Here is a 20489-nt window from a genome sequence, read left to right as displayed (position 1 = left end):
GATGCGTCATCTGCCGCCCTCCGGGCCCTTGCCACAGTCACGGCGACGAAGCGGGCTGGCGATTTTGCGACATGGTGCGGCTCTCTGCCGGCGGGGCGGCCATGACATTCGGCATTGGCGGCAGGGCGCAGGCCGTGGTCTATTCCAGGGGCGGCCGGTCTGGCGGGCCGCCAGCGGGGGGAGATCAGACATGCATCCGGCACTTGCGAAGGGCGGCGTGGCCGTCGTCACCGGCGCGGCTTCGGGCATCGGGCTGGCCGCGGCCCGGCATCTGGCGCGGTCGGGGCTGCGGCTCTGTCTGGCCGATCTGGACGACGCCCGTCTGGAGGCCGCGCGGGCGCTGCTTCTGGAGGATGGCGCCCTGGCGGACGAGGTGATGGCGGTGCCGATCGACGTGGCCGAGGCCGAAGAGCTTCGGGCGCTGGCCGATCGGGTGGCGGCGGACTGGGGCGCGGTCAATGTGCTGATGAACAACGCCGGGATGCAGCCGGGCAGTTCGATCTTCGACGTCGAGGGCAACTGGGACCGGATCCTCGCGGTCAACATGATGGGCGTGATCCGGGGCGCGCAGATCTTCGCGCCCCGGATGCTGGAGAGCGGCGAGCCGGGGCTGATCATCAACACCGGCTCGAAGCAGGGGATCACCACGCCGCCGGGCGATCCGGCCTACAATGTCTCGAAGGCCGGGGTGAAGGTCTTCACCGAGGCGCTGCAGCACGCCCTGCGCAACATGCCCGGCGGCAAGGTCGAGGCGCGGCTGTTCATCCCCGGCTTCGTCTGGACGCCGCTGACCGCGGGCGGGCGCGGGGAAAAGCCCGCCGGGGCCTGGACGCCCGAGGAGGTGGTCGAGTTCCTTTTCGCCTCGGTCGAGCGGGGGGATTTCTACATCCTCTGCCCGGACAACGAGGTGGACCGCGCGACCGACGCCAGGCGCATCCTCTGGGCGGCGGGCGACATCGCCGAGAACCGGCCGCCGCTCTCGCGCTGGCATCCGGAATATGGCGAGTTGTTCAAGGACTGGCTGAAGGCCTGAACCGGAGGAACCCATGTCCGACACGATCGACAGCATCGAAACCCCGGCCTTCGTCGTCACCGAACCCGTGGCCCTGCGCAACATCCGCGCGCTGCAGGACCATTGCGACCGGGTGGGCCTGCACCTGCGGCCGCATATCAAGACCCACAAGCTGATCCGTTTCGCCAAGGCCCAGGTCGCGGCGGGGGCGAAGGGGATCACCTGCCAGAAGATCGGCGAGGCCGAGGTGATGGCCGAGGGCGGGCTGGACGACATCCTGATCACCTACAACATCCTTGGCACCGCCAAGCTGGCCCGGCTGCGCGCCCTGTCCGACCGGCTGGCCCGGCTGGCCGTCACCGCCGACAACGCGGAGGTGGTGGCGGGCCTCTCGGCGGCCTTCGTTGCCGCGCCGCGCCCGCTGGAGGTGCTGGTCGAATGCGACACCGGCGGGCGGCGCTGCGGGGTGCAGGACCCGCAGGAGGCGCTGGCGCTGGCCCGGGGCATCACGGCCGCGCCCGGCCTGAACTTCGGCGGGCTGATGACCTATCCCGCCGCCGGTGGCGCGAAAGAGGCGGCGCGCTTTCTGCGCGCGGCCCGCGATCTGCTGCGCGAGAACGGGCTGGAATGCCCGACCGTCACCTCGGGCGGAACCCCGGACATGTGGGCCTCGGAAGCCGGGGGCGTCCTGACCGAGTATCGCGCCGGGACCTACATCTACAACGACCGCTCGCTGGTGAAGCGCGGCACCTGCGGCTGGGAGGATTGCGCGGGGCAGGTGCTGGCGACGGTGGTCAGCACGCCCACCCCGGACCGGGCGGTGATCGACGCGGGCTCCAAGGTGCTGAGTTCGGACCTGCTGGGCCTGACCGGCCACGGCCATGTGCCTGGCCATCCGGAAATCCAGATCACGGGCCTGAGCGAGGAGCATGGCGTCCTGGAGGTCGATCCTTCCCGGCCGCTGGCGGTGGGCCAGCGGATCCGGATCGTGCCGAACCATGTCTGCGTCGTCTCGAACCTGTTCGACCGGATCTGGATCGAGGGCGCCGATGGCAGGCTGGAACAGGTGCCGGTCGATGCGCGCGGGCGCGTGACCTGAGCGGGGCAGGCGGCCGATGGGCAGCGCGCGTCACGGATCGGGGTCCTCCGGCTCAGCCCTCGCCCCTCACCCGCGCAGTCGCGGCTGGACTGCAAGGTCGGGATCGACCGCCCCGCATTCGGTCCCGGCCAAAAGCCGCGATAGACTCGCGGCCAGGGCCTTGATCTAGTGCGTCCCGCGACAGCATGGAGTTGACGGAATGGAAAGCCGCTGGCTGGAAGACTTCCTGAGCCTTGTCGACACCCGGAACTTCTCGCGATCCGCTCAGGCGCGTTATACGACGCAGCCCGCCTTCAGCCGCAGGATAAAAAGCCTGGAGGAATGGGTCGGGGCGCAGCTTTTCAACCGCACGACCCAGCCGATCACGCTGACCCTGTCCGGCGAACGCTTCCGCCCGGTGGCCGAGGATGTGCTGCGCCGCCTGTACCAGGGGCGCGAGGAGGCGCGGCGGATCGGCGAGGTCAGCTCGCAGACCATCCGCTTTGCCGCGACGCACAGCCTGTCCCTGAACTTCTTCCCCGGCTGGCTGCGGGCGCTGGAATTGCGCAGCCACACGTTCAACACGAGGCTGGACACCAGCCAGTTCAACGAATGCATCCACATGCTGCAACGGGGCGAGTGCCAGTTCCTGATCAGCTACACCCATCCGGTGATCCCGATGCAATTGCCGACCGAGCATTTCACCTCGAAGATCGTGATGCGCGACCGGCTGGTGCCGGTGACCCTGCCCGATACCGAGGGCCATCCCGTCGATCAGCTTCCCGGCACCGAGGACGAGCCGGTGCATTACCTCGCCTATGCCGAGACCTCGGCCATCGGGCGGGTGGTGGAGCACATGATCGCGACCTGGGAGGAACCGCTGCATCTGAACCGGGTGTTCGTGTCGCATATGGCGGCGGTGCTGAAGGCGATGAGTTCGGAAGGGCGGGGCACGGCCTGGCTGCCGGAAAGCCATCTCACGCGCGAATTCGCCGAAGGGACCCTGGTGCGGGCCGGGGACAAGCATTGGGACATTCCGGTCGAGGTGCGGATGATCCGGTCGCGCGATCCCTTGCCCGACATGGCCGAGGAACTCTGGACCCTGCTGCCGGGCGAAGAGGATTGCGGCTGGGGCTGATGCGCCAAAGGCATGACGGGTGCCGCAGCTTGCATTGGCCAGCACCGCTGCACCGGGGTTAACTGACCGGGACCGCCCGCCGCCTGCCGGGCCTGACCTTGCCCGGAGCCTGCCATGACCACCCTTGCCAGCCTGGAAACCCCCTGTCTGATCCTTGACCGGGGCCGGCTGGAGCGGAACGCGGCCCGGATGACGGGCCGCTATGCCGGGACCGGGGTCAAGCTGCGGCCGCACATGAAGACGGCGAAATCGATCGACGTGGCGCGGATCGCGCTGGCGGGAAACTTCGGCGGGATCACCGTTTCCACCCTGAAGGAGGCGGAGTATTTCGCCGACCACGGCATCGACGACATCACCTATGCGGTGGGGCTGGTGCCCGAGAAGCTGCCCCGCGTCGCGCGGCTGATCCGGCGCGGGGTGCGGCTGGGCGCGATCACCGACAGCCGCGCCATGGCCGAGGCGATCAGCCGCGCCGCCGTGGCGGAAGGGGTGGTCGTCGACCTGCTGGTCGAACTCGACTCGGGCGAACGGCGCGGGGGCCTGATCGCGGGCAGCGCCGGGGTGGTGGACCTTGGCCATGCGCTGCACGTGCTGCCGGGAACCCGGCTGGCCGGGGTGCTGACCCATGCCGGGAACTCCTATCACTGCCGGAGCCTGGAGGATCTGCACCGGGTCGCCGAGGAGGAGCGCCTGGCCGCCGTGACCGCCGCGGACCAGTTGCGCGCGGCGGGGCTGCCCTGTCCGGTGGTCAGCGCGGGCTCGACCCCCACGGCGGTGCATGGGCGGAATGTCGACGGCCTGACCGAGATGCGCTGCGGCGTCTACATGTTCGGCGACGTGTTCCAGCACGAGATCGCCTCGCACGGGCTGGAGGATATCGCGGTCTCGGTCCTGGCCACGGTGATCGGCCACCGGCCCGACCTGGACGCGGCGCTGATCGACGCGGGCGGACTGGCGTTGTCGAAGGACCGCAGCACCGGCGCGCCGGGCCTGGCCGAGGATGTGGGCTTCGGCATGATCATGGACGAGACCTGCTCGCGCCGGATCGGCCGGCTGCGGGTGGGGCATGTCTACCAGGAACACGGGATGCTGGTCAGCGACGGGCCGTTCCCCTTCGACCAACTGCCGGTGGGCGCGCGGGTGCGGGTGCTGCCGAACCATGTCTGCATGACCGCGGCGATGCATGACGGCTACCGCGTCGTCGATCCCGCCGACCCGCGGCGCGTCGCGGATTTCTGGCCCCGCGTCAACGGCTGGTGACACCATTTCAACCGAAAGGGAGCGCAAGCATGGGCGTCTTCGACCGCCTCCGTCTTGACGGAAAGACCGTGTTCATCACCGGCGGCAGCCGGGGCCTCGGCCGCGAGATCGCGCTGGCGCTGGCCGAGGCCGGGGCCGATGTCACCATGGCCGCCCGCAGCGCCGAAAGCCTGGAACGGACCGCCGCCGACATCCGCGCGCTGGGCCGCAAGGTGGTGACCATCGTCGCCGACATGGCCGACCCCGCCGCCTGCGAGGCCGCCTGCGCCCGCGCGCTGGAGGAAGCGGGATGTTTCGACATCCTGGTCAACAACATCGGCGGGCGGCGGGTGAACCTGGGGCTGGAGGAGATGGCGCTGGACCAGTGGCAGCAGCTGCTGGACCTGAACCTGACCTCGACCTTCCTGTGCTGCAAGCACATGGGCGGCGCGATGATCCGGCGCGGCGCCGGCGGGCGGATCATCAACCTCGCCTCGATCAACGCGATGGTCGCCGGGCGCAACATCCAGGGCCGGCATTACGAGGCGGCGAAGGCGGGCGTCCTGATGCTCACCCGCTCGCTGGCGGTGGACTGGGCCAGGCACGGGATCACGGTCAACGCGATCTGCCCCGGCATCTTCGCGACCGAGCCGAACCGGATCTGGGCCGAGAAGAATCCCGCGACCATCGAGGCCTATGTCCAGACCATCCCGATGGGCAAGCTGGGCGAACCCGAGGATCTGGGTCCGCTCGCGGTCTATCTGGCCAGCGACGCCGCCCGCTACATGACCGGCGCGGGGCTGGTGATCGACGGCGGCTATACCTGCCTGTAAGCGGCGGGCGGGCGCTCAGCCCGCGCCGCCCTCGGCCCACCATCGGCCGCGCAGCACCATGCCGCGGCTGACAAGGCCGGTCTCGGCCAGGATCACCTCGCCCGAGACGTCGACATGCTCGAACCTTCCCTCGGCCAGTTCCAGGATCGTCGCGTCGCCGGGCGTGCCGGGTTTCAGCGATCCAAGCTCGGGCCGGCGCAGGGCGCGGGCGGGGTTCTGGGTCGTGGCGCGGATCACCTCGGTCAGCGACATGCCAAGCGCCATGAACTTGGACATCACCGCCAGCACGTCATGCGCGGGGCCGTCGCAGCACAGGACATGCACGTCGGACGAGATCACGTCGGGCAGGATCCCCTCGGCCAGCATCGGGCGGGCGGACTTGAAGGCAAAGCCGCCGAAGCCGTGGCCGATGTCGAAGATGATGCCCCGCGCATGCGCGTCCAGGATGTCCTGCCTTATGCGGCTGCCCCTGGTGATCGGGGCGTTGGGGAAGGGGCGGAAGCAATGCGTCAGCACGTCGCCAGGGCGCAGCGCGTCCAGCACCTCTTTCCGGCCGGGCGGCGGAAAGTCGATATGCGCCATGACCGGCAGGTCCATTTCCTCGGCCACCTCGATGGCCAGGTGCAGCGGCGCGAGGCCGGAACTGCCCCCCGCCCGCGCGCCGACGCGGGCCTTGATCCCGACGATCAGGTCCAGGTTCTTCTCGGCCAGGGCCAGGCATTCGCGGCTGTCCAGAAGGCGCAGGTCCTCGCATTCGCCCATCATCACGGTCTTGGAAAAGGCGAAGATGCCGGGGAAGGAGATGTTGAGATAGGCCAGGATGCGCGGCGCGGCGGGTTCGACGATGAACTTGCGCAGGCCCGCGAAATTGCCCGCCCCGGCGCTGCCCGCGTCGACGAAGGTCGTCGTGCCGCTGCGCTTGGCGATGGTCTCGGCATCGACGCCCAGCGAGGTGCCGCCCCAGTAGACATGGGAATGCATGTCGATCAGCCCCGGCGTGACGATGCGGCCCGCGACATTGCGGACCTCGCGCGCCTCCCGCCCCAGATCGGGGCCGAGGGCGGCGACCTTGCCACCCGCGAAGGCCAGGTCCAGCACGGCATCGAGGCCCTGTTCCGGGTCGATCACCCGGCCGCCCTTCAGGATCAGGTCATGCATGCGATTCTCCCGTGGCGTCAGTAGCGGATGCCGACATTCTTGGTCTGGACATAGCCGAGCAGCGCCTCTTGCCCCTTCTCGCGGCCATAGCCCGAGCGTTTCATGCCGCCGAACGGCGTTTCAACCCCGCCGGCCCACCATTCGTTGACATAGACCTGCCCGGCGACCAGCCGCTCGGCCGTCCAGTGCGCCAGACGCAGGTCGCGCGTATAGACACCCGCCGCCAGACCGTAATCGGTGCCGTTGGCGATCGAAAGCGCCTCCTCCGGCGTGTCGAAGGGCAGGACGACAAGGACCGGGCCGAAGAATTCCTCTTGCGCGATGCGCATGTCCGGGCGGACGCCGGTGAAGATGGTGGGCGCCATGAAATGCCCTTTGCGCTGCGCCACCCGTGCGCCGCCGATGACAGGCGTCGCCCCTTCGGCAACACCGGCGCGGCACAGCGCCTCGACCCGATCCAGCTGGCGGGCGTTGATCAGCGGACCCATGTCGCAGCCCTCCACTCCCGGCCCGACGCTGCGGGCCCTGGCCAGTGCGGCGACGCGATCCACCAGCTCGTCATGGATCGAGCGATGCACGATCAGCCGCGCCCCGGCCGAGCAGATCTGCCCGGCATGGTGGAAGATGCCCCGCGTGGCCGAGGCGGCGGTCTGCTCCAGGTCGGCGTCGGGATAGACGATGGCGCCGGACTTGCCGCCAAGTTCCATCACGCAGGGAATGACCCGTTCGGCTGCGGCGCGCAGCACGCTTTTCCCGGTCTCGACCGAGCCGGTGAAGACGATATGGTCGATGTCGGGATGGCCGACCAGCGCGGCCCCGGCCTCATAGCCATAGCCGCAGACGATGTTCACCGCCCCGGCCGGGACGCCGGCCCGGTGGCAGGCCTCGGCCAGCAGGAACAGGCTGAGGGGCGAATCCTCGGGCGATTTCAGGACGACGGTATTGCCGGTGACAATGGCGCAGGCGATGGAGCGGGCGCCGACCGGCAGGGGGCCGTTCCAGGGCACGATCTGGGCCGAAACGCCATAGGGTTCGTGGGTGGTATAGTCGACATAGCCCGCCCCGAGCGGGATCTGCCGACCCTCGAGCTTGTCGGCCAGACCCGCATAATACTGGAGATAGCGCCGGGTCAGCGCGACCTCGGCCCGGCCCGCCGCCAGCGTCTTGCCGTTGTCGCGGCATTCGACCAGTGCGATCTCCTCGGCCAGTTCGCCCAGATGGCGCGCGACCTCGAGCATCAGGTCGCCGCGGCGATGCGGGCGCAGGTCGCGCAGCACGCGGCTGTCGAAGCAACGCCGGGCGGCCGCGACGGCGCGGTCGATGTCGGCGGCGGTCCCGCGCGCGACCTCGGCGATGGGCTCGTCCAGCGCGGGATCGGTCACGGTGATCCGCCTCCCGTCGCCGCCATCGACCCAGGCGCCATCGATGTAGTTCTGCCAGTAGGGCCGCACCGTCTGTGTCATCCGCTCCACCTTCGCCGTCTGGCGCAAGGTATTCACCCGCGCGGGGCGTGGCGAATGCCGAATGCCGATACCGCCATGCGGCAAACGCATGTGGCGGCGACCATGCCGCAGGCGCATCGCGCTAGACCGACCTTGCATTGGCGGCCGGGCGCCGGCGCGGCCTATCGTTTCCCCAGACACCTGGACCGGGAATACAGGAATGCCCACGAACGCCCCCCGCCGCGTCGCGATCCTTGGCCTGATGCTCGAGAGCAACCGCTTTGCCCCCGTCGTCACCGAGGAGGACTATCTCAAGCGGGTCTACCTTGCCGGGGACGAGGTCCTCGAGGACCTCTACGGCCCGGACCCGAAGCTGCCGACCGAGATCCGGGGCTTTCGCGCCGAGATGGACAGCCGCGACGACTGGACCCCGGTGCCGATCCTCGTCGGCCTGGTCGAGGCGGGCGGGCCGCTGGACCACGCCTTCTTCGAGACCGCGATGCAGGAGATCCGCAGCCGGCTGACGGCGGCGCTACCGCTGGATGCGGTCTACATCTCGAACCACGGGGCGATGATCACCACGGCCAGCACCGACCCGGACGGCGAGATCTTCGCGGCGGTGCGGGCCATCGTCGGACCGGAGGTGCCGGTGGTGGCGACGCTGGACCTGCATGGCAACGTCTCGGAACGGATGATGGCCAGCGTGGATGCCATCGTGGCCTATCAGAGCAACCCGCATGTCGACATGCTGGAGCGCGGGCGCGATGCTGCCGCGATCCTGCACGAGCTTTTCGCCGGGATGAAGCCCGAGGTCGCCTTCCTGCGCCTGCCGCTGGTGCCACCGACCGTCACCCTGCTGACCGAGGCCGGCCCCTATGCCGACATCATGAATTTCGGCCAGTCGCAGCTGGACGACAAGGTGATCAACGTCTCGATCCTGGGCGGGTTCGCCTATAGCGACACGCCGAAGAACGGGCTGGCGATCATCGTGACCTCACGCCTGCGGGACGGCAGCGCGCGGCGGGCCGCGAACCGGATCGCGCGCTTCGCCTGGAACCAGCACAGGCGCTTCGTGCCGAAGCTGACCGGGCTGGAGGATACGGTGCGGCGGGTGCTGGCGGTGGGGGCCGATCCGTCCCTTCCGCCGGTGATCCTGGCCGATGTGTCGGACAATCCGGGCGGCGGCGGCAACGGCAACACGATGTGGATCCTGGAGGCGCTGCACAAGGCCGGCGCGACCGGGGTGATCGTCGGGGTGATCAACGATCCGGCGCTGGCGCAGGAGGCGGCGACGCTGGGGCAGGGTTCCCGCTTCCGCGCGGTGTTCAACCGGGTGCCGCCCGACGACTACTCGCGCCGGTTCGAGGCGGATGCCCGCGTCATCGCGATCCGCGACGGCGATTGCGTCGGTCGCCGGGGCTTCTATGCCGGGCGGCGGATGAACCTGGGGCTGTCGGTGCTGCTGGACCTGGGCGGCATCCAGGTGGTGGTGATCTCGATCCGCACGCAATGCGCCGATCCGATCTTCCTGGAGATGATGGGCCTCGACATCGGCAAGGCGCGGGCCGTGGTCGTCAAGTCGCGCGGCCATTTCCGGGCCGGCTTCGACGAGTTCTTCCCGCCCGCGCAGGTGATCGAGGTCGATGTGCCCGGCCTGACCTCTCCGGTGCTGACGCGGTTCGACTTCCGCTTCATGCCGCGCCCGGTGTTCCCGATCGACGCCGAGGTCGACTGGACCCCGCCGCAGGACTGAGCGGCGAAAACGGCCCCGCCTTCGCAAGAAGACGGGGCCTTTCCGCCCCGGCGTCCGGGAGGAAAAGCGCCGGGGCCGGATGGTCTAGTAGTCGACTTCGATGCCCTGGCCACTGTCCCGCGCGCGCCGCACGGCCAGGTCGGCCACCACCAGATCCTGAAGCGCGACGCCGGTGCCGTCGAAGAGCGTGATCTCGTCGGCCGACTGCCGACCCGTCGCCATGCCGGCCAGCACCGCGCCCAGCGGCGTAAGCTGCGCCGGCGCGATCAGTCCGGCGGCGAAGGCGTGCTGGCAGTCGCCGATGCTGATCGCCTGCGCCGCCTCGTCCACGAAGACCCGGGCGGCGGCGACCAGGGCGGGGTCCAGCTCCTGCTTGCCCTTGGTGTCGGCGCCCATGGCGCTGATATGGGTGCCGGGGCGGATCCAGTCGCGCATCAGGATCGGCTGTTGCGAGGGGGTGACGGTCACGATGATCTCGGCCGCGCGGGCGACCGCCTCGGCCGTGGGTTCCGCCGCGCAGTCGATGCCCATCTCGCCCAGAGTCCGGGCGAAGCGGGCGCTCGTCTCGGGGTTCATGTCCCAGGCATGCACCTTCGCGATTCGCCGCACCGCCATCGTGGCGCGCAGCTGGTGCAGCGACTGGGCGCCGGTGCCGATGATCCCCAGCACCGAGGCATCCTTGCGCGACAACTCCCGCGTGGCCAGGGCCGAGGCCGCGCCGGTGCGGATTCCGGTCAGGTGGTTCGCGCTGACCAGCGCCGAGGCGCGGCCGGTGTCGGGGTCGAACAGCAGGGTGGAGGACTGGTGGTTGGTCAGCCCCCGGCCCAGGTTGTGCGGCCAGTAGCCCCCGGCCTTCAGCCCCAGGAAGGGGGCCGAGACATCGCCGCCCGCCTTCACGCCATAGACCGCACCGGCATGGCCCAGGACCTCGCGCACCACGGGGTAGTTGCGGGCCTCGCCCCGCGCCATGGCGGCGAAGGTGCCGGCGACCGCCTCGATCGCCTCCTCGACGCTGACCAGCTGCTGCGCGAGGGATTCGGAAATGATCAGCATGGCCGCCTCCTACTGCGATTCCAGGATGAATTCGCCGATCATCACGTTCATCCCGGCCAGAAGCCCGCCATCCACGGGCAGCGCGACGCCGGTGATGTAGCCGGCCTCGTCCGAGCCGAGGAACGAGACCGCCCTGGCGATGTCCTCGGGCTCCGCCACCCGGCCCATCGGATACCAGCGGGCAAGCTTTTCGAAGACCTGCGGGTCCTTCTCCTGCCGGATCTTCCAGGTGATGTTGTCGGTGCGGACCGAGCCGGGCAGCACCGCATTGCAGCGGATGCCGTGGCGGCCGTATTCCGAGGCGACCGATTGCGTCAGGTTGATCAGCCCCGCCTTCGCCGCGCTATAGGCCGGATTGCCGAAGTAGCGCACCCCGTTGACCGAGGCGATGTTGACCACCGCCCCGCCGCCCCGCGCCTGCAGCCGGGGCAGCACAGCGCGCAGGCAGTGATAGGCGCCGTTCAGGTTGACGTCGATCTCCTTGTGCCATGCCTCCAGCCCGATCCCGGCCAGGTCGCCCGCATCGGTGAAGGCGGCGTTGTTGACCAGCAGCGTCAGCGGCCCGATCGCCGCCTCGCAGGCGTCCAGGGCGGCGGTGACGGCCGCCATGTCGGTGATGTCGCATCCGGTGGCAAAGGCGGTGCCACCCGCAGCCTGGATCAGGCGGGCGGTTTCGGCTGCCCCCTCGGCGTCAAGGTCCAGAACGGCCACGGCCGCGCCTTCCCGCGCCAGATGCCGGGCGATGGCGCGGCCGATGCCATGGGCGGCGCCGGTCACGAGGGCGGTGGTGGTGTGATGTCTGGGCAAGGCGTCCTCCGGTCGGATCTGTCACAGGGCGCGCGCGACCCAGTCCAGGGACTGAAGCCGCATATGCCCGTAATTGTAGAAGGAAATCCGGTCCGCCCCCGCGGCCCGGGCGGCGGCGACACAGGCGGCAAGCTCCTCGGCGCCGGTCACATGCGGCCAGGTCGGGCGCAGGATGACGCCAAGGCTGGCCTCTGGTCCCGCCGTGGCGCGGACCTCGGCGATGTCGGCGGCGATGGCCTCCGCCCCGCGCTGGTAGGCGGTCACCTCCAGCCGGTCGGCGGCGCGGGCCAGGGCGGCCAGGTCGCTGCCTTCGCGCCAGCACAGGCTGTTCGGGGTCTGGACCGAGGGGATGATCGACAGCCCGGTCCCGCGCGGCAGGGCCTCGCGGATCTCGCGGACGAGGCTGGTCACGGTCTCGGCCCGCAGATCCTGCATGGCGGCCCAGTCGGGATCGTGTCGCGGGTCGGGCAGGGGGGCGCCGCCATCGGCGAGAAAGGCGTCGAGCGCGCGCCGCGCCTCGGCCGCCAGGGCCTGGCCGTCCAGCCCGGCCTCGCGGGCGCGGGTCAGGCAGGCGGGGCAGAAGCAGATGCCCAGCAGCGTCTCGGCCGCCGGGGGCAGGTCCAGCAGCTCGAACTCATGGTGGTGGCCGTGGCGAAAGGTCTGGAAGCCCGGCGTCTCGATCGCGACCTCGCGCACGCCCGGCTGGGCGGCGGTGTCGAGGCAGAGCGCGGTCAGATAGCGCCGGACCTCGGGCTGCGAGGGGCAGAGCGCGTTGACCAGCACGTCGCCGAAGGGCGTCTGGCAGGCCAGGTCGGGATGCGCCGCCCCCAGGCGCGAGTTGTGCAGGCCCACGGTCCAGGCGGTGACCTGCAACCCGGGCGCATGGCGGGCGAGTCCGGCCAGCGCGTCGTGGTCGCGGACCATCCGCGCCGCCTGCGGTTGCAGCCGGCCATAGCGCGAGGGATCCGGGCGGAAATAGACGGTGCCGTCCTCGGGGAAGTACACCCGGCCGCGCGGCGCATGCGGGCGCAGGAACTTGCCCGCGTGATAGGCGGTGGCAAGCGAGACCGCGTTCAGCCCGGTCCCGGTCAGCCGGGCGGCGACCTCGGCCGTGCCCTCGTCCTGCAGGTCCCAGGGATAGACGAACATGCCGCGCAGCAACGCTTGCCTCCATCGCGCGCGGTTGCGCGCCAGCCGACCGCAGGGGCAGGGCGCCCCGTTTCCTGCCCTGACGCTATCGCCGGGGCGGCGGGGCGGCCAATGCCTTGCCGGCATGGCGGCATTCGGGAAACGCATTCGCCTGCGGGCGGAGGGCAGTCTAAGGAAGTCTGGCGCATCGTTCGCCGCTGGTGCCGGACGGGTGGGGAACGCCCGGCATGGGCTGGCTTGAGCGATGTGCAATGCATTGAAGGGAGAGCCGCAGATGAAGAACATCGTCGTCACCGGGGGCAGCGGCAAGGCGGGCCGGGCGGTCTGCCGCCATCTGGTCGAGCGCGGCTATTCCGTGCTGAACGTGGACATGGCGCCCTCGTCCGATCCGGTCTGCCCGATGCTGCGGGTCGACCTGACCGACTTCGGCCAGGTGATGGATGCGATGCAATGGACCGGCGGCAAGGACCATCCGTTCCGCCAGTTCCGCACGCCGGATGCCGTGGTGCATCTGGCCGCGATCCCGGTGCCGGACACCAATCCCGAGGAACTGACCTTCCGCACCAACATCGTCTCGACCTACAACGTCTTCGACGCGGCCCTGCGGGCGGGCGTGCGGCGCATCGTCTGGGCTTCGTCCGAGACCACGCTGGGCCTGCCGCTCAGCGCCGCGAATCCCCCCGCCTACGCGCCGATCGACGAGGATCACCCGATGCGGCCGGAAAGCGCCTATGCGCTGTCCAAGGACCTGTCCGAGGAAATGGCCCGCCAGATGGCCCGCTGGAACCCCGGCACCACCTTCATCGGCCTGCGCCTGTCGAACGTGATGGAGCCGCAGGACTATGCCCGCTTCGCCGGCTGGCAGGATACGCCGCGCTTCCGGGAATGGAACCTCTGGGGCTATATCGACGCCCGCGACGCGGCCCAGGCGGTGCGCCGGTCGCTGCATGTCGACATCGAGGGCGCGGAGCATTTCATCATCGCCAACGCCAATACGGTGATGACCCGCGACAGCGCCGGGCTGATGGCCGAGATCTTCCCGGGGGTCGAGCTGCGCGGCCCGGTGAGGGGGCGCGAGACGCTTCTGTCGATCGACAAGGCGCGCCGCCTGCTGGGCTATGCGCCCGAGCATGACTGGCCCGGTCCGAACGGCTGACCCGCCGCCATCGCGCGACGCCGGATTCGGGGCGCCCCGCCGCAAGGCCGGGCGCCCCATCCTGTTCCAGGGAACCGTGTTTCCCTTTGCTTTTCAATCCTATGCAGGGCCAACATACCCCCATGCGTTAATTCAATTTCTATTGCCGGGCTTCGGACTTCACAGTGGGCCCATCAAGAACGGCCAGCAGAAGCCGCTTCGGAACAAGCACCGCGAATCCCGTAACACCAACAGGAGACAACTCCACATGACCCATCCCTTCCGGACGTCGACGGCGATCCTGGCCCTCAGCCTGGGCATGGCCGGCCTTGCCTCGGCCGAGACCGTCGTCGATTTCACCGTCGCCGAATACAGCTCGAAGACCGGCCCCTTTTTCCAGGAAGTCGCCGACGCCTTCCAGGCCGAGAACCCCGACATCAAGATCAACATCGAGGTCGTTCCCTGGGACACGCTTCTGCAGCGGCTGACCACCGATGTGGCCGGCGGCAGCGCGCCCGACATCTCGATCATCGGCACCCGCTGGCTGCTGGATTTCGCCTCGCAGGGCGTGGCCGAGCCGATTGACGGCTACCTGACGCCCGAGTTCAAGGGCACCTTCATCGACACCTTCATGGCGCCGGGCGTGATCGAGGGCCAGACCATGGGCCTGCCGGTCGCGGCCTCGGCCCGGGCGATGATGGTCAACATGGATCTCTACGAGAAGGCCGGGGCAAGCCCGCCCAAGACCTGGGACGAGCTTTACGAGGCCTCGAAGAAGATCGCGGCGCTGCCGGAAACCTTCGCCTTCGGCCTGCAAGGCAAGGAGATCGAGACCGACGCCTATTACTACTACTCGCTCTGGACCCATGGCGGCGACATCCTCAAGGCCGACGGCACCAGCGGCCTTGACACGCCCGAGGCGCTTGAGGCGGCGAATCTCTACAAGAAGATGATCGACGAGGGGCTGACCCAGCCCTCGCCCACGAACTACACCCGCGAGGATGTGTTCAACCTGTTCAAGCAGGGCAAGGTCGGCACCATCTTCACCTTCCCGATGCTGATCCCGCAGATCAAGGCCGAGGCGCCGGACCTGAAGTACCAGATCCTGCCCTTCCCGGAAGGCAAGGCCAAGGCGACCTATGGTGTCACCGACACGCTGATGATGTTCGCGGATTCGGACGCGAAGGAAGCGGCGTGGAAGTTCATCGAATTCGCCTACAAGGATGAATGGCGCGAGAAGTTCGACATGGGCGAGGGCTTCCTGCCGGTGACGAAGAACGTGGCGGCGCTGCCCTACTTCACCGAGGACCCGGACGTGGCCGGTTTCGCGGCCGGCTTGCCCTATGCCAAGTTCGCCCCCACCATCGCGAACTGGGAAGAGATCGCCGACGTGACCGTGCGGACCATGCAGCAGATCTACCTCGGCGAAGTCACCCCGGAAGACGGGCTGAAGGCTGCCGCGGGCGAGATCAACAAGATCCGCGGTCTCTGATCCTGACCAGAAAGAGAGCGGCCCCGCGCCGCTCTCTCCTGCCCGAACGACGAGGCGCCCCGCAAGGTGCGGGGCCGGGGGAACCATGGCAAACCGCTTCCAGAAATCCGTGCCGCTGATGATGATCCTGCCGGGCCTGGCGCTTGCGGTCGCGATCATCGGCTACCCGATCTTCGACCTCGCCTGGACCTCGATGCAGGACGTCAGCCGCTTCGGCAAGCTGACGGGGATGAACGGCGGCGAGAACTATCACGAGGTCTTTGCCGACCCCCTGTTCTGGGAATCGCTCTGGCGCACCGGCATCTGGACCTTCGCGGTCGTGGGCGGGACGCTGGCGATCTCGATGCCGGTGGCGATGATCCTGAACGACGATTTCCACGGTCGCGGCCTGGCGCGGGTGATCATCATGCTGCCCTGGGCGATCTCGCTGACCATGACGGCGGTGGTCTGGCGCTGGGCGCTGAACGGGCGCGCGGGACTTCTGAACGCCACGCTGATGAACGCGGGCATCATCGACCAGCCGGTCGAATGGCTCGCCACCGCCTCGACCGCCTTCGTGGTCGAGATCCTGGTCGGCATCCTGGTCTCGATCCCCTTCACCACCACGATCCTGCTGGGCGGGCTGTCGTCGATGCCGCAGGACGCCTATGAGGCGGCAGTGGTGGACGGCGCCTCGGGCTGGGACCAGTTCCGCCACATCACGCTGCCGCTGATGAAGCCCTTCATCAACATCGCCATCGTGCTGAACGTGATCTACGTCTTCAACTCGCTGCCGATCATCTGGGTGATGACCGAGGGCGGGCCGGCCAATGGCACCGACATCCTCGTCACCTACCTCTACAAGCTCGCCTTCCGCTTCGGGCAGCTCGGCAAGGCGGCGGCGATCTCGCTGGTGATGTTCTTCGTCCTTCTGGCCTTCACCATGCTTTACGTCGCCCTGGTCAGCCGCAACGACCGCGACGATGCCGCCCCGGAAGAGGAGGTCAAGGCATGACCGGCAAGCTGAAGCGCAGCCTGATCTACTGGGCGATCCTGTCGCCGCTGATGGTGGTGATCCTGTTCCCCTTCGGCGTGATGTTCGTCACCGCCGTGCGCCCCCGGGCCGAACTCTTCACCTATCCGCCGACCTGGGGCTTCAGCGAATTCCGCTGGGAGAACTTTTCGGAGATGTGGGTCAAGACCAATTTCGGCGGGGCGCTTCTGAACAGCCTTTACGTCAGCGTCGCGGCCACGGCCGTGGCGCTCCTGCTGTCGATCCCGGCCGCCTATGCGATGTCGCGCTATCGTTTCGCGGGCAAGGGGGCCTATCGCACCTTCCTGCTGATGACGCAGATGATGTCGCCCATCGTCCTGGTGCTGGGCCTTTTCCGGCTGATGATGAGCCTCGGCCTCGTCAACGACTTGAACTCGCTGGTGCTGACCTATGCCGCCTTCAACATGGCCTTCACCATCTGGATGCTGCAAAGCTACTTCAACTCGATCCCGCGCGACCTGGAAGAGGCCGCCTGGATGGACGGGGCCAGCCACCTGACCAGCCTGGTCCGCATCTTCCTGCCGCTGGCCGTGCCGGCCATGGTGGTGACCGCGATCTTCACCTTCATCAACAGCTGGAACGAATTCGTCCTGGCGCTGACCATGATGCGCTCGTCCGAAGACTTCACCCTGCCGGTGCAGATCTATGCCCAGGTCGCCGGGCGCTACCAGGTCGAATGGCACCATGTGATGGCCGCGACCGTCCTGGCCACCGTTCCGGTCGCCATCGTGTTCTCCTGGCTGCAACGCTACCTCATCCGGGGCATGGCGCTGGGTGCCGTCAAATGACCCGGCCGCTTCACAACGCCAGACTGCTCAACAAGGCCCTGCTGCCTAATAAGGATTGAACGATGTCCTCTGTCACCATCCGCGGGGTCAGGAAGAAATACGGTGCGATGGAGGTGTTGCACGGGATCGACCTGCAGATCCGCGACCGGGAATTCGTCGTGCTGGTCGGCCCCTCCGGCTGCGGAAAGTCGACGCTCCTGCGCATGATCGCGGGGCTGGAGACGATCTCGGGCGGCGACATCCTGATCGGCGACCGGGTGGTCAACGACGTGCCGGCCAAGGCGCGCGACATCGCCATGGTGTTCCAGAACTACGCGCTTTACCCGCATATGTCGGTCTACGAGAACATGAGCTTCAGCCTGCGCCTGAAGCGGATGGCCAAGGACATGATCGACCGCAAGGTGCGCGAGGCGGCCGAGATCCTGAACCTGTCGAAATTCCTCGAACGCTCGCCCCGGCAGCTTTCGGGCGGCCAGCGGCAGCGGGTGGCGATGGGGCGCGCCCTGGTGCGCGACGCGCAGGTGTTCCTGTTCGACGAGCCCTTGTCGAACCTCGACGCCAAGCTGCGCGTGGTGATGCGGACCGAGATCAAGGCCCTGCACCAGCGGCTCCAGACCACCTCGGTCTATGTCACGCATGACCAGATCGAGGCGATGACCATGGCCGACCGGATCGTGGTGATGAACGCCGGCAACATCGAGCAGATCGGCACGCCGCTGGAACTGTACGACACCCCCGCCAACCTTTTCGTGGCCGATTTCATCGGCTCTCCCTCGATGAACTTCCTGCGCGGCAAGCTGGAGCAGGGCGCGGTTGTCCTGCCCGACGGCAGCCGCCTGGCGCCGCCGGGGCAGGGCGCGGCGGGGCAGGCGGTGGTCTTCGGCATCCGGCCCGAGCATCTGGTGCTGTCGGCCGATGGCGCCGGCCTTGCCGCCGAGGTCGAGGTGGTCGAGCCGACCGGCGCCAATATCCAGGTCTATGCCCGGGTCGCCGGGATGCCGCTTTGCGCCGTCTTCACCGAGCGTCACGATTTCCGCCCCGGCCAGAGGATCCACCTGACCTGGCCCGCGGGGAAGGCACATCTTTTCGACGATGCGACGGGGCGCCGGATCCAGGGCGGGGCCGGCTGACCTGCCCGGCTGGCAAGCGCAAAAGGAGGCGTTGGACGGAGGCGAACCCGGTGAACCGGACCGACCTGCCGTCCTTGCCCGCCATCTGCCGCATGGGAAGCCTGCACCGGCTAAAAGAGATCGACCTCTCCCGCCGCATGCAGGGGAGTTTGGCCAATCGGCTCCCGCCGCGCCCCCAGCGCCTCGGCAAGCTTGCGCAGCCGCAGCCGCCGTGCCGGACCCGCGACCGCCAGCCGCAGGTGGCCATCGGTTTCCAGCGCGACATCGTCGAGGAAATGCGACAGTTCGTTCAGGGTCTGGACGATATGATCCAGCCCCTGCAACGAGTTGCGCAGCCGTTCTGCCCCGCTGGCGCCGTCAAGGATCACGTCGCCGACGCGATCCTCGATCCCGCGCCCCTGCAGCGCCTGTTGCCGCAGCTGTTCCGCCAGGGTGGCAAAGAGATCGCGCAGCGGGATGGTCCCGGGGGGCTGCGGTCCGGTCATCAAAGCGGCCCGACCACCGCCTGCAGACAGGCCCTGAGTTGCGGGGTGCTGAAGGGCTTCTGGATGTAGTTGTTCATTCCAAGCGCCTTGCCGGCGTTCATGATCTCGGGTGTCATCCGGCCGCTGACCAGGACGAAGCCGATCCTTGCGGTGACCCGGTTCTCGCGCAGGCCCTTCAGCAGGCCCAGCCCGTCCATCCCCGGCATGTTGTAGTCCGAGATCACCAGATGCACCGGGTTCGCCACCAGCGATTGCAGCGCCTCGGCCCCGTCCTTGCGGAAGTCGATCTTCCTGATCCCCATTTCCTCCAGCGCCATGATGATCAGGCTGCGGCTGGTCGCCATGTCGTCGACCACCATGATCGAGATGCTGTCCTTGAGTGCCATGTCCTGCTCCTGATCCCTGGTCACCGGCCCCTGGCCGGGTCGCCGTTGCGTCGGTGGATGGTATTGCCCACCATAGTGAAACGGCCCTTCAACGAGGGCGAAAGCCGCTCGGAATGGCCGATGAAGAGGTGACCGCCGGGACGCAGCACCTGATGGAAGCCGGTCCAGATCCGCTCCTGGGTGGGGCCGTCCATGTAGATCGCGACGTTGCGGCAGAAGATCGCGTCGAAACGCCCGCTGAAGGGCCAATGGCCGATCAGGTTGAGCGGCCGGAAGGTCACCATCGCCTTGATCTGCGGCCGGGGCGTGCGAAGATCGCCGCCCGGGACCGGATCGAAACAGCTGTCGATCAGCGCCTTCGGCACGCCCCGCAGGCTGCCCGGCGGATAGAGGGCCGTGACCGCCCGGGCCAGCACGGCACGGTCGATGTCGGTGGCCAGGATCTTGAGGTCATGCTGCGGCGCCTCGGGGAAATGCTGCAGCAGGCATATCGCGATGCTATAGGCCTCCTCCCCGGTCGAGCAGCCCGCCGACCAGATCCGGATCCGCTCTCCGGCGCGGGCGCGCGTGATGAAATCCGGGATGATCTGCCCGGCCAGATAGTCGAAATGATAGCTTTCCCGGTAGAAATGCGTGGTATTCGTCGTGAGGGAGGAGATCAGACGGTCGCGCTCCTCTCCCGCCAGGGAAGATGTCGCCCTGTCCACATAGGTCGAGAAACCGTCGAGCCCGAGGTCATGGACCCGCCCGGCCAGCCGGGCATAGACCATCCGCTCGTTCGCTTCGGTCAGCCGGATTCCGGTGGCGTCATACATGAACCGGGCGATCCGCTGAAAATCCTCGGGCGTATAGGACAGGTCGCGACCTGGCCGCGACCAGCCGGCGGTCAGCGGAGCGGGCGTGGTCATGGCCGCTCCTGCCGGGTGGCGATCGGGGGCAGGACGGCCTCGATATCGATCAGCCGCAACATGCGCTGGTCGATCGCGATCACGCCCTCGAAGAAGGCGCGGGTGATGTCCGAGGAGACCGCCGGAGTCGGCTGGATCAGCGAATGCCTCACGCTGAGGATGTCCGAAACGGCGTCGACGAGGAAGCCCACGGTCTGATGGTCGACGACGCAGATCACGATGACATGTCGGGCATCGGGGCGGATCGGCTCCAGCCCCATGCGCGCGGCAAGATCGACGATCGGCACCACGGCCCCGCGCAGGTTGATCACCCCGAGAATATAGGCGGGTGCGTGCGGCAGGACGGTGGCCGGGGTCCAGCCGCGGATCTCGCGCACCGCCATGATGTCGACGCAGAAATCCTGCCCGCCGACCCGGAAGCTGACCAGTTCGCGGTCGTCGGCCTTTGAAAGCTCCGCTGCTGCGGACAT

Annotated in this window: 20 protein-coding genes; 11 read left to right on the top strand and 9 right to left on the bottom strand. The window is 68.4% G+C overall.

Translation table 11 applies throughout. The features are described from left to right. Positions 1 to 190 precede the first annotated feature (190 nt). From ACE3UA_RS01195 to ACE3UA_RS01175, 5 genes are all read left to right on the top strand, one after another. On the top strand, positions 191 to 1033 hold the full coding sequence (locus tag ACE3UA_RS01195) for an SDR family NAD(P)-dependent oxidoreductase (RefSeq protein WP_374641665.1): 843 nt from the start codon (positions 191 to 193) through the stop codon (positions 1031 to 1033). Positions 1034 to 1046: 13 nt separating this feature from the next. Beyond that, positions 1047 to 2111, top strand: coding sequence for a D-TA family PLP-dependent enzyme (locus ACE3UA_RS01190; RefSeq protein WP_374641663.1), 1065 nt, complete (start codon positions 1047 to 1049; stop codon positions 2109 to 2111). Between the two features lie 199 nt (positions 2112 to 2310). Beyond that, entirely contained in the window at positions 2311 to 3228 is a 918-nt protein-coding gene (locus ACE3UA_RS01185) for a LysR substrate-binding domain-containing protein (protein ID WP_374641661.1), read from the top strand. A 114-nt stretch (positions 3229 to 3342) separates the two neighbouring features. Next, positions 3343 to 4488 (top strand): alanine racemase, encoded by a 1146-nt coding sequence (locus ACE3UA_RS01180; RefSeq protein WP_374641659.1) that lies wholly within the window; start codon positions 3343 to 3345, stop codon positions 4486 to 4488. A 29-nt stretch (positions 4489 to 4517) separates the two neighbouring features. Continuing rightward, complete coding sequence (locus ACE3UA_RS01175; RefSeq protein WP_374641657.1) at positions 4518 to 5300, top strand: SDR family NAD(P)-dependent oxidoreductase; 783 nt, start codon at positions 4518 to 4520, stop codon at positions 5298 to 5300. A 15-nt stretch (positions 5301 to 5315) separates the two neighbouring features. Here the strand turns inward: ACE3UA_RS01175 and ACE3UA_RS01170 are convergent, their stop codons facing one another. After that, on the bottom strand, positions 5316 to 6458 hold the full coding sequence (locus tag ACE3UA_RS01170; protein ID WP_374641655.1) for an amidohydrolase/deacetylase family metallohydrolase: 1143 nt from the start codon (positions 6456 to 6458) through the stop codon (positions 5316 to 5318). Positions 6459 to 6475: 17 nt separating this feature from the next. After that, positions 6476 to 7921: an aldehyde dehydrogenase family protein gene (locus ACE3UA_RS01165; protein WP_374641653.1), complete on the bottom strand. Its 1446-nt coding sequence runs from the start codon at positions 7919 to 7921 to the stop codon at positions 6476 to 6478. Between the two features lie 199 nt (positions 7922 to 8120). Between ACE3UA_RS01165 and ACE3UA_RS01160 the strand changes: the two genes are divergently transcribed. Beyond that, a complete protein-coding gene (locus tag ACE3UA_RS01160) occupies positions 8121 to 9653 on the top strand; it encodes a M81 family metallopeptidase (protein ID WP_374641651.1) in 1533 nt (510 codons plus the stop codon). 84 nt (positions 9654 to 9737) lie between these two features. On the opposite strand, the gene ACE3UA_RS01155 is transcribed toward ACE3UA_RS01160, so the two are convergent. The 3 genes from ACE3UA_RS01155 to ACE3UA_RS01145 are packed head-to-tail and all read right to left on the bottom strand — an operon-like array spanning position 9738 to position 12674. After that, positions 9738 to 10706 carry an ornithine cyclodeaminase family protein gene (locus ACE3UA_RS01155; RefSeq protein ID WP_374641649.1) on the bottom strand — a complete coding sequence of 323 codons (969 nt, stop codon included), beginning with the start codon at positions 10704 to 10706 and terminating at the stop codon, positions 9738 to 9740. A gap of 9 nt (positions 10707 to 10715) precedes the next feature. After that, positions 10716 to 11513, bottom strand: a complete 798-nt coding sequence (locus tag ACE3UA_RS01150) for an SDR family NAD(P)-dependent oxidoreductase (protein WP_374641647.1) — start codon at positions 11511 to 11513, stop codon at positions 10716 to 10718. A 21-nt stretch (positions 11514 to 11534) separates the two neighbouring features. Then, positions 11535 to 12674, bottom strand: a complete 1140-nt coding sequence (locus ACE3UA_RS01145) for a hypothetical protein (protein WP_374641645.1) — start codon at positions 12672 to 12674, stop codon at positions 11535 to 11537. 262 nt (positions 12675 to 12936) lie between these two features. Here ACE3UA_RS01145 and ACE3UA_RS01140 point away from each other — a divergent pair, with 262 nt between their 5' ends. From ACE3UA_RS01140 to ACE3UA_RS01120, 5 genes are all read left to right on the top strand, one after another. Then, the gene (locus ACE3UA_RS01140) at positions 12937 to 13818 is read left to right on the top strand and encodes an NAD-dependent epimerase/dehydratase family protein (RefSeq protein WP_374641643.1); all 882 of its coding nucleotides are present in this window, start codon (positions 12937 to 12939) and stop codon (positions 13816 to 13818) included. Positions 13819 to 14065: 247 nt separating this feature from the next. Further along, positions 14066 to 15289: an extracellular solute-binding protein gene (locus ACE3UA_RS01135; protein ID WP_374641641.1), complete on the top strand. Its 1224-nt coding sequence runs from the start codon at positions 14066 to 14068 to the stop codon at positions 15287 to 15289. Between the two features lie 85 nt (positions 15290 to 15374). Continuing rightward, positions 15375 to 16283: a carbohydrate ABC transporter permease gene (locus ACE3UA_RS01130; protein WP_374641639.1), complete on the top strand. Its 909-nt coding sequence runs from the start codon at positions 15375 to 15377 to the stop codon at positions 16281 to 16283. Next, on the top strand, positions 16280 to 17110 hold the full coding sequence (locus tag ACE3UA_RS01125; RefSeq protein ID WP_197641842.1) for a carbohydrate ABC transporter permease: 831 nt from the start codon (positions 16280 to 16282) through the stop codon (positions 17108 to 17110). The genes ACE3UA_RS01130 and ACE3UA_RS01125 overlap by 4 nt, the downstream gene beginning before the upstream one ends. A gap of 62 nt (positions 17111 to 17172) precedes the next feature. Beyond that, the gene (locus ACE3UA_RS01120; RefSeq protein WP_374641636.1) at positions 17173 to 18240 is read left to right on the top strand and encodes an ABC transporter ATP-binding protein; all 1068 of its coding nucleotides are present in this window, start codon (positions 17173 to 17175) and stop codon (positions 18238 to 18240) included. 110 nt (positions 18241 to 18350) lie between these two features. Here the strand turns inward: ACE3UA_RS01120 and ACE3UA_RS01115 are convergent, their stop codons facing one another. The 4 genes from ACE3UA_RS01115 to ACE3UA_RS01100 are packed head-to-tail and all read right to left on the bottom strand — an operon-like array spanning position 18351 to position 20489. Further along, complete coding sequence (locus ACE3UA_RS01115) at positions 18351 to 18725, bottom strand: hypothetical protein (protein ID WP_374641634.1); 375 nt, start codon at positions 18723 to 18725, stop codon at positions 18351 to 18353. Further along, the gene (locus ACE3UA_RS01110; protein ID WP_374641632.1) at positions 18725 to 19111 is read right to left on the bottom strand and encodes a response regulator; all 387 of its coding nucleotides are present in this window, start codon (positions 19109 to 19111) and stop codon (positions 18725 to 18727) included. Before ACE3UA_RS01110 ends, ACE3UA_RS01115 begins: the two co-directional genes overlap by 1 nt. 20 nt (positions 19112 to 19131) lie before the next feature. Continuing rightward, entirely contained in the window at positions 19132 to 20019 is an 888-nt protein-coding gene (locus tag ACE3UA_RS01105; RefSeq protein WP_374641630.1) for a protein-glutamate O-methyltransferase CheR, read from the bottom strand. Then, positions 20016 to 20489, bottom strand: coding sequence for a chemotaxis protein CheW (locus ACE3UA_RS01100; RefSeq protein ID WP_374641628.1), 474 nt, complete (start codon positions 20487 to 20489; stop codon positions 20016 to 20018). Before ACE3UA_RS01100 ends, ACE3UA_RS01105 begins: the two co-directional genes overlap by 4 nt.

Source organism: Tabrizicola sp. (assembly GCF_041919135.1).
Classification (GTDB): Bacteria; Pseudomonadota; Alphaproteobacteria; order Rhodobacterales; family Rhodobacteraceae; genus Tabrizicola.
The sequence above is the reverse complement of the archived record's forward strand: the minus strand, read 5'-3'. Positions and strand labels throughout refer to the sequence as shown.

What these genes read in the sequence shown, in the direction of transcription:
- ACE3UA_RS01195 (WP_374641665.1), top strand. Translation starts at nt 191, where the DNA reads ATGCATCCGGCACTTGCGAAGGGCGGCGTGGCCGTCGTCACCGGCGCG.
- ACE3UA_RS01190 (WP_374641663.1), top strand. Translation starts at nt 1,047, where the DNA reads ATGTCCGACACGATCGACAGCATCGAAACCCCGGCCTTCGTCGTCACC.
- ACE3UA_RS01185 (WP_374641661.1), top strand. Translation starts at nt 2,311, where the DNA reads ATGGAAAGCCGCTGGCTGGAAGACTTCCTGAGCCTTGTCGACACCCGG.
- ACE3UA_RS01180 (WP_374641659.1), top strand. Translation starts at nt 3,343, where the DNA reads ATGACCACCCTTGCCAGCCTGGAAACCCCCTGTCTGATCCTTGACCGG.
- ACE3UA_RS01175 (WP_374641657.1), top strand. Translation starts at nt 4,518, where the DNA reads ATGGGCGTCTTCGACCGCCTCCGTCTTGACGGAAAGACCGTGTTCATC.
- ACE3UA_RS01170 (WP_374641655.1), bottom strand. Translation starts at nt 6,458, where the DNA reads ATGCATGACCTGATCCTGAAGGGCGGCCGGGTGATCGACCCGGAACAG.
- ACE3UA_RS01165 (WP_374641653.1), bottom strand. Translation starts at nt 7,921, where the DNA reads ATGACACAGACGGTGCGGCCCTACTGGCAGAACTACATCGATGGCGCC.
- ACE3UA_RS01160 (WP_374641651.1), top strand. Translation starts at nt 8,121, where the DNA reads ATGCCCACGAACGCCCCCCGCCGCGTCGCGATCCTTGGCCTGATGCTC.
- ACE3UA_RS01155 (WP_374641649.1), bottom strand. Translation starts at nt 10,706, where the DNA reads ATGCTGATCATTTCCGAATCCCTCGCGCAGCAGCTGGTCAGCGTCGAG.
- ACE3UA_RS01140 (WP_374641643.1), top strand. Translation starts at nt 12,937, where the DNA reads ATGAAGAACATCGTCGTCACCGGGGGCAGCGGCAAGGCGGGCCGGGCG.
- ACE3UA_RS01135 (WP_374641641.1), top strand. Translation starts at nt 14,066, where the DNA reads ATGACCCATCCCTTCCGGACGTCGACGGCGATCCTGGCCCTCAGCCTG.
- ACE3UA_RS01130 (WP_374641639.1), top strand. Translation starts at nt 15,375, where the DNA reads ATGGCAAACCGCTTCCAGAAATCCGTGCCGCTGATGATGATCCTGCCG.
- ACE3UA_RS01125 (WP_197641842.1), top strand. Translation starts at nt 16,280, where the DNA reads ATGACCGGCAAGCTGAAGCGCAGCCTGATCTACTGGGCGATCCTGTCG.
- ACE3UA_RS01120 (WP_374641636.1), top strand. Translation starts at nt 17,173, where the DNA reads ATGTCCTCTGTCACCATCCGCGGGGTCAGGAAGAAATACGGTGCGATG.
- ACE3UA_RS01115 (WP_374641634.1), bottom strand. Translation starts at nt 18,725, where the DNA reads ATGACCGGACCGCAGCCCCCCGGGACCATCCCGCTGCGCGATCTCTTT.
- ACE3UA_RS01110 (WP_374641632.1), bottom strand. Translation starts at nt 19,111, where the DNA reads ATGGCACTCAAGGACAGCATCTCGATCATGGTGGTCGACGACATGGCG.
- ACE3UA_RS01105 (WP_374641630.1), bottom strand. Translation starts at nt 20,019, where the DNA reads ATGACCACGCCCGCTCCGCTGACCGCCGGCTGGTCGCGGCCAGGTCGC.
- ACE3UA_RS01100 (WP_374641628.1), bottom strand. Translation starts at nt 20,489, where the DNA reads ATGTCCGCAGCAGCGGAGCTTTCAAAGGCCGACGACCGCGAACTGGTC.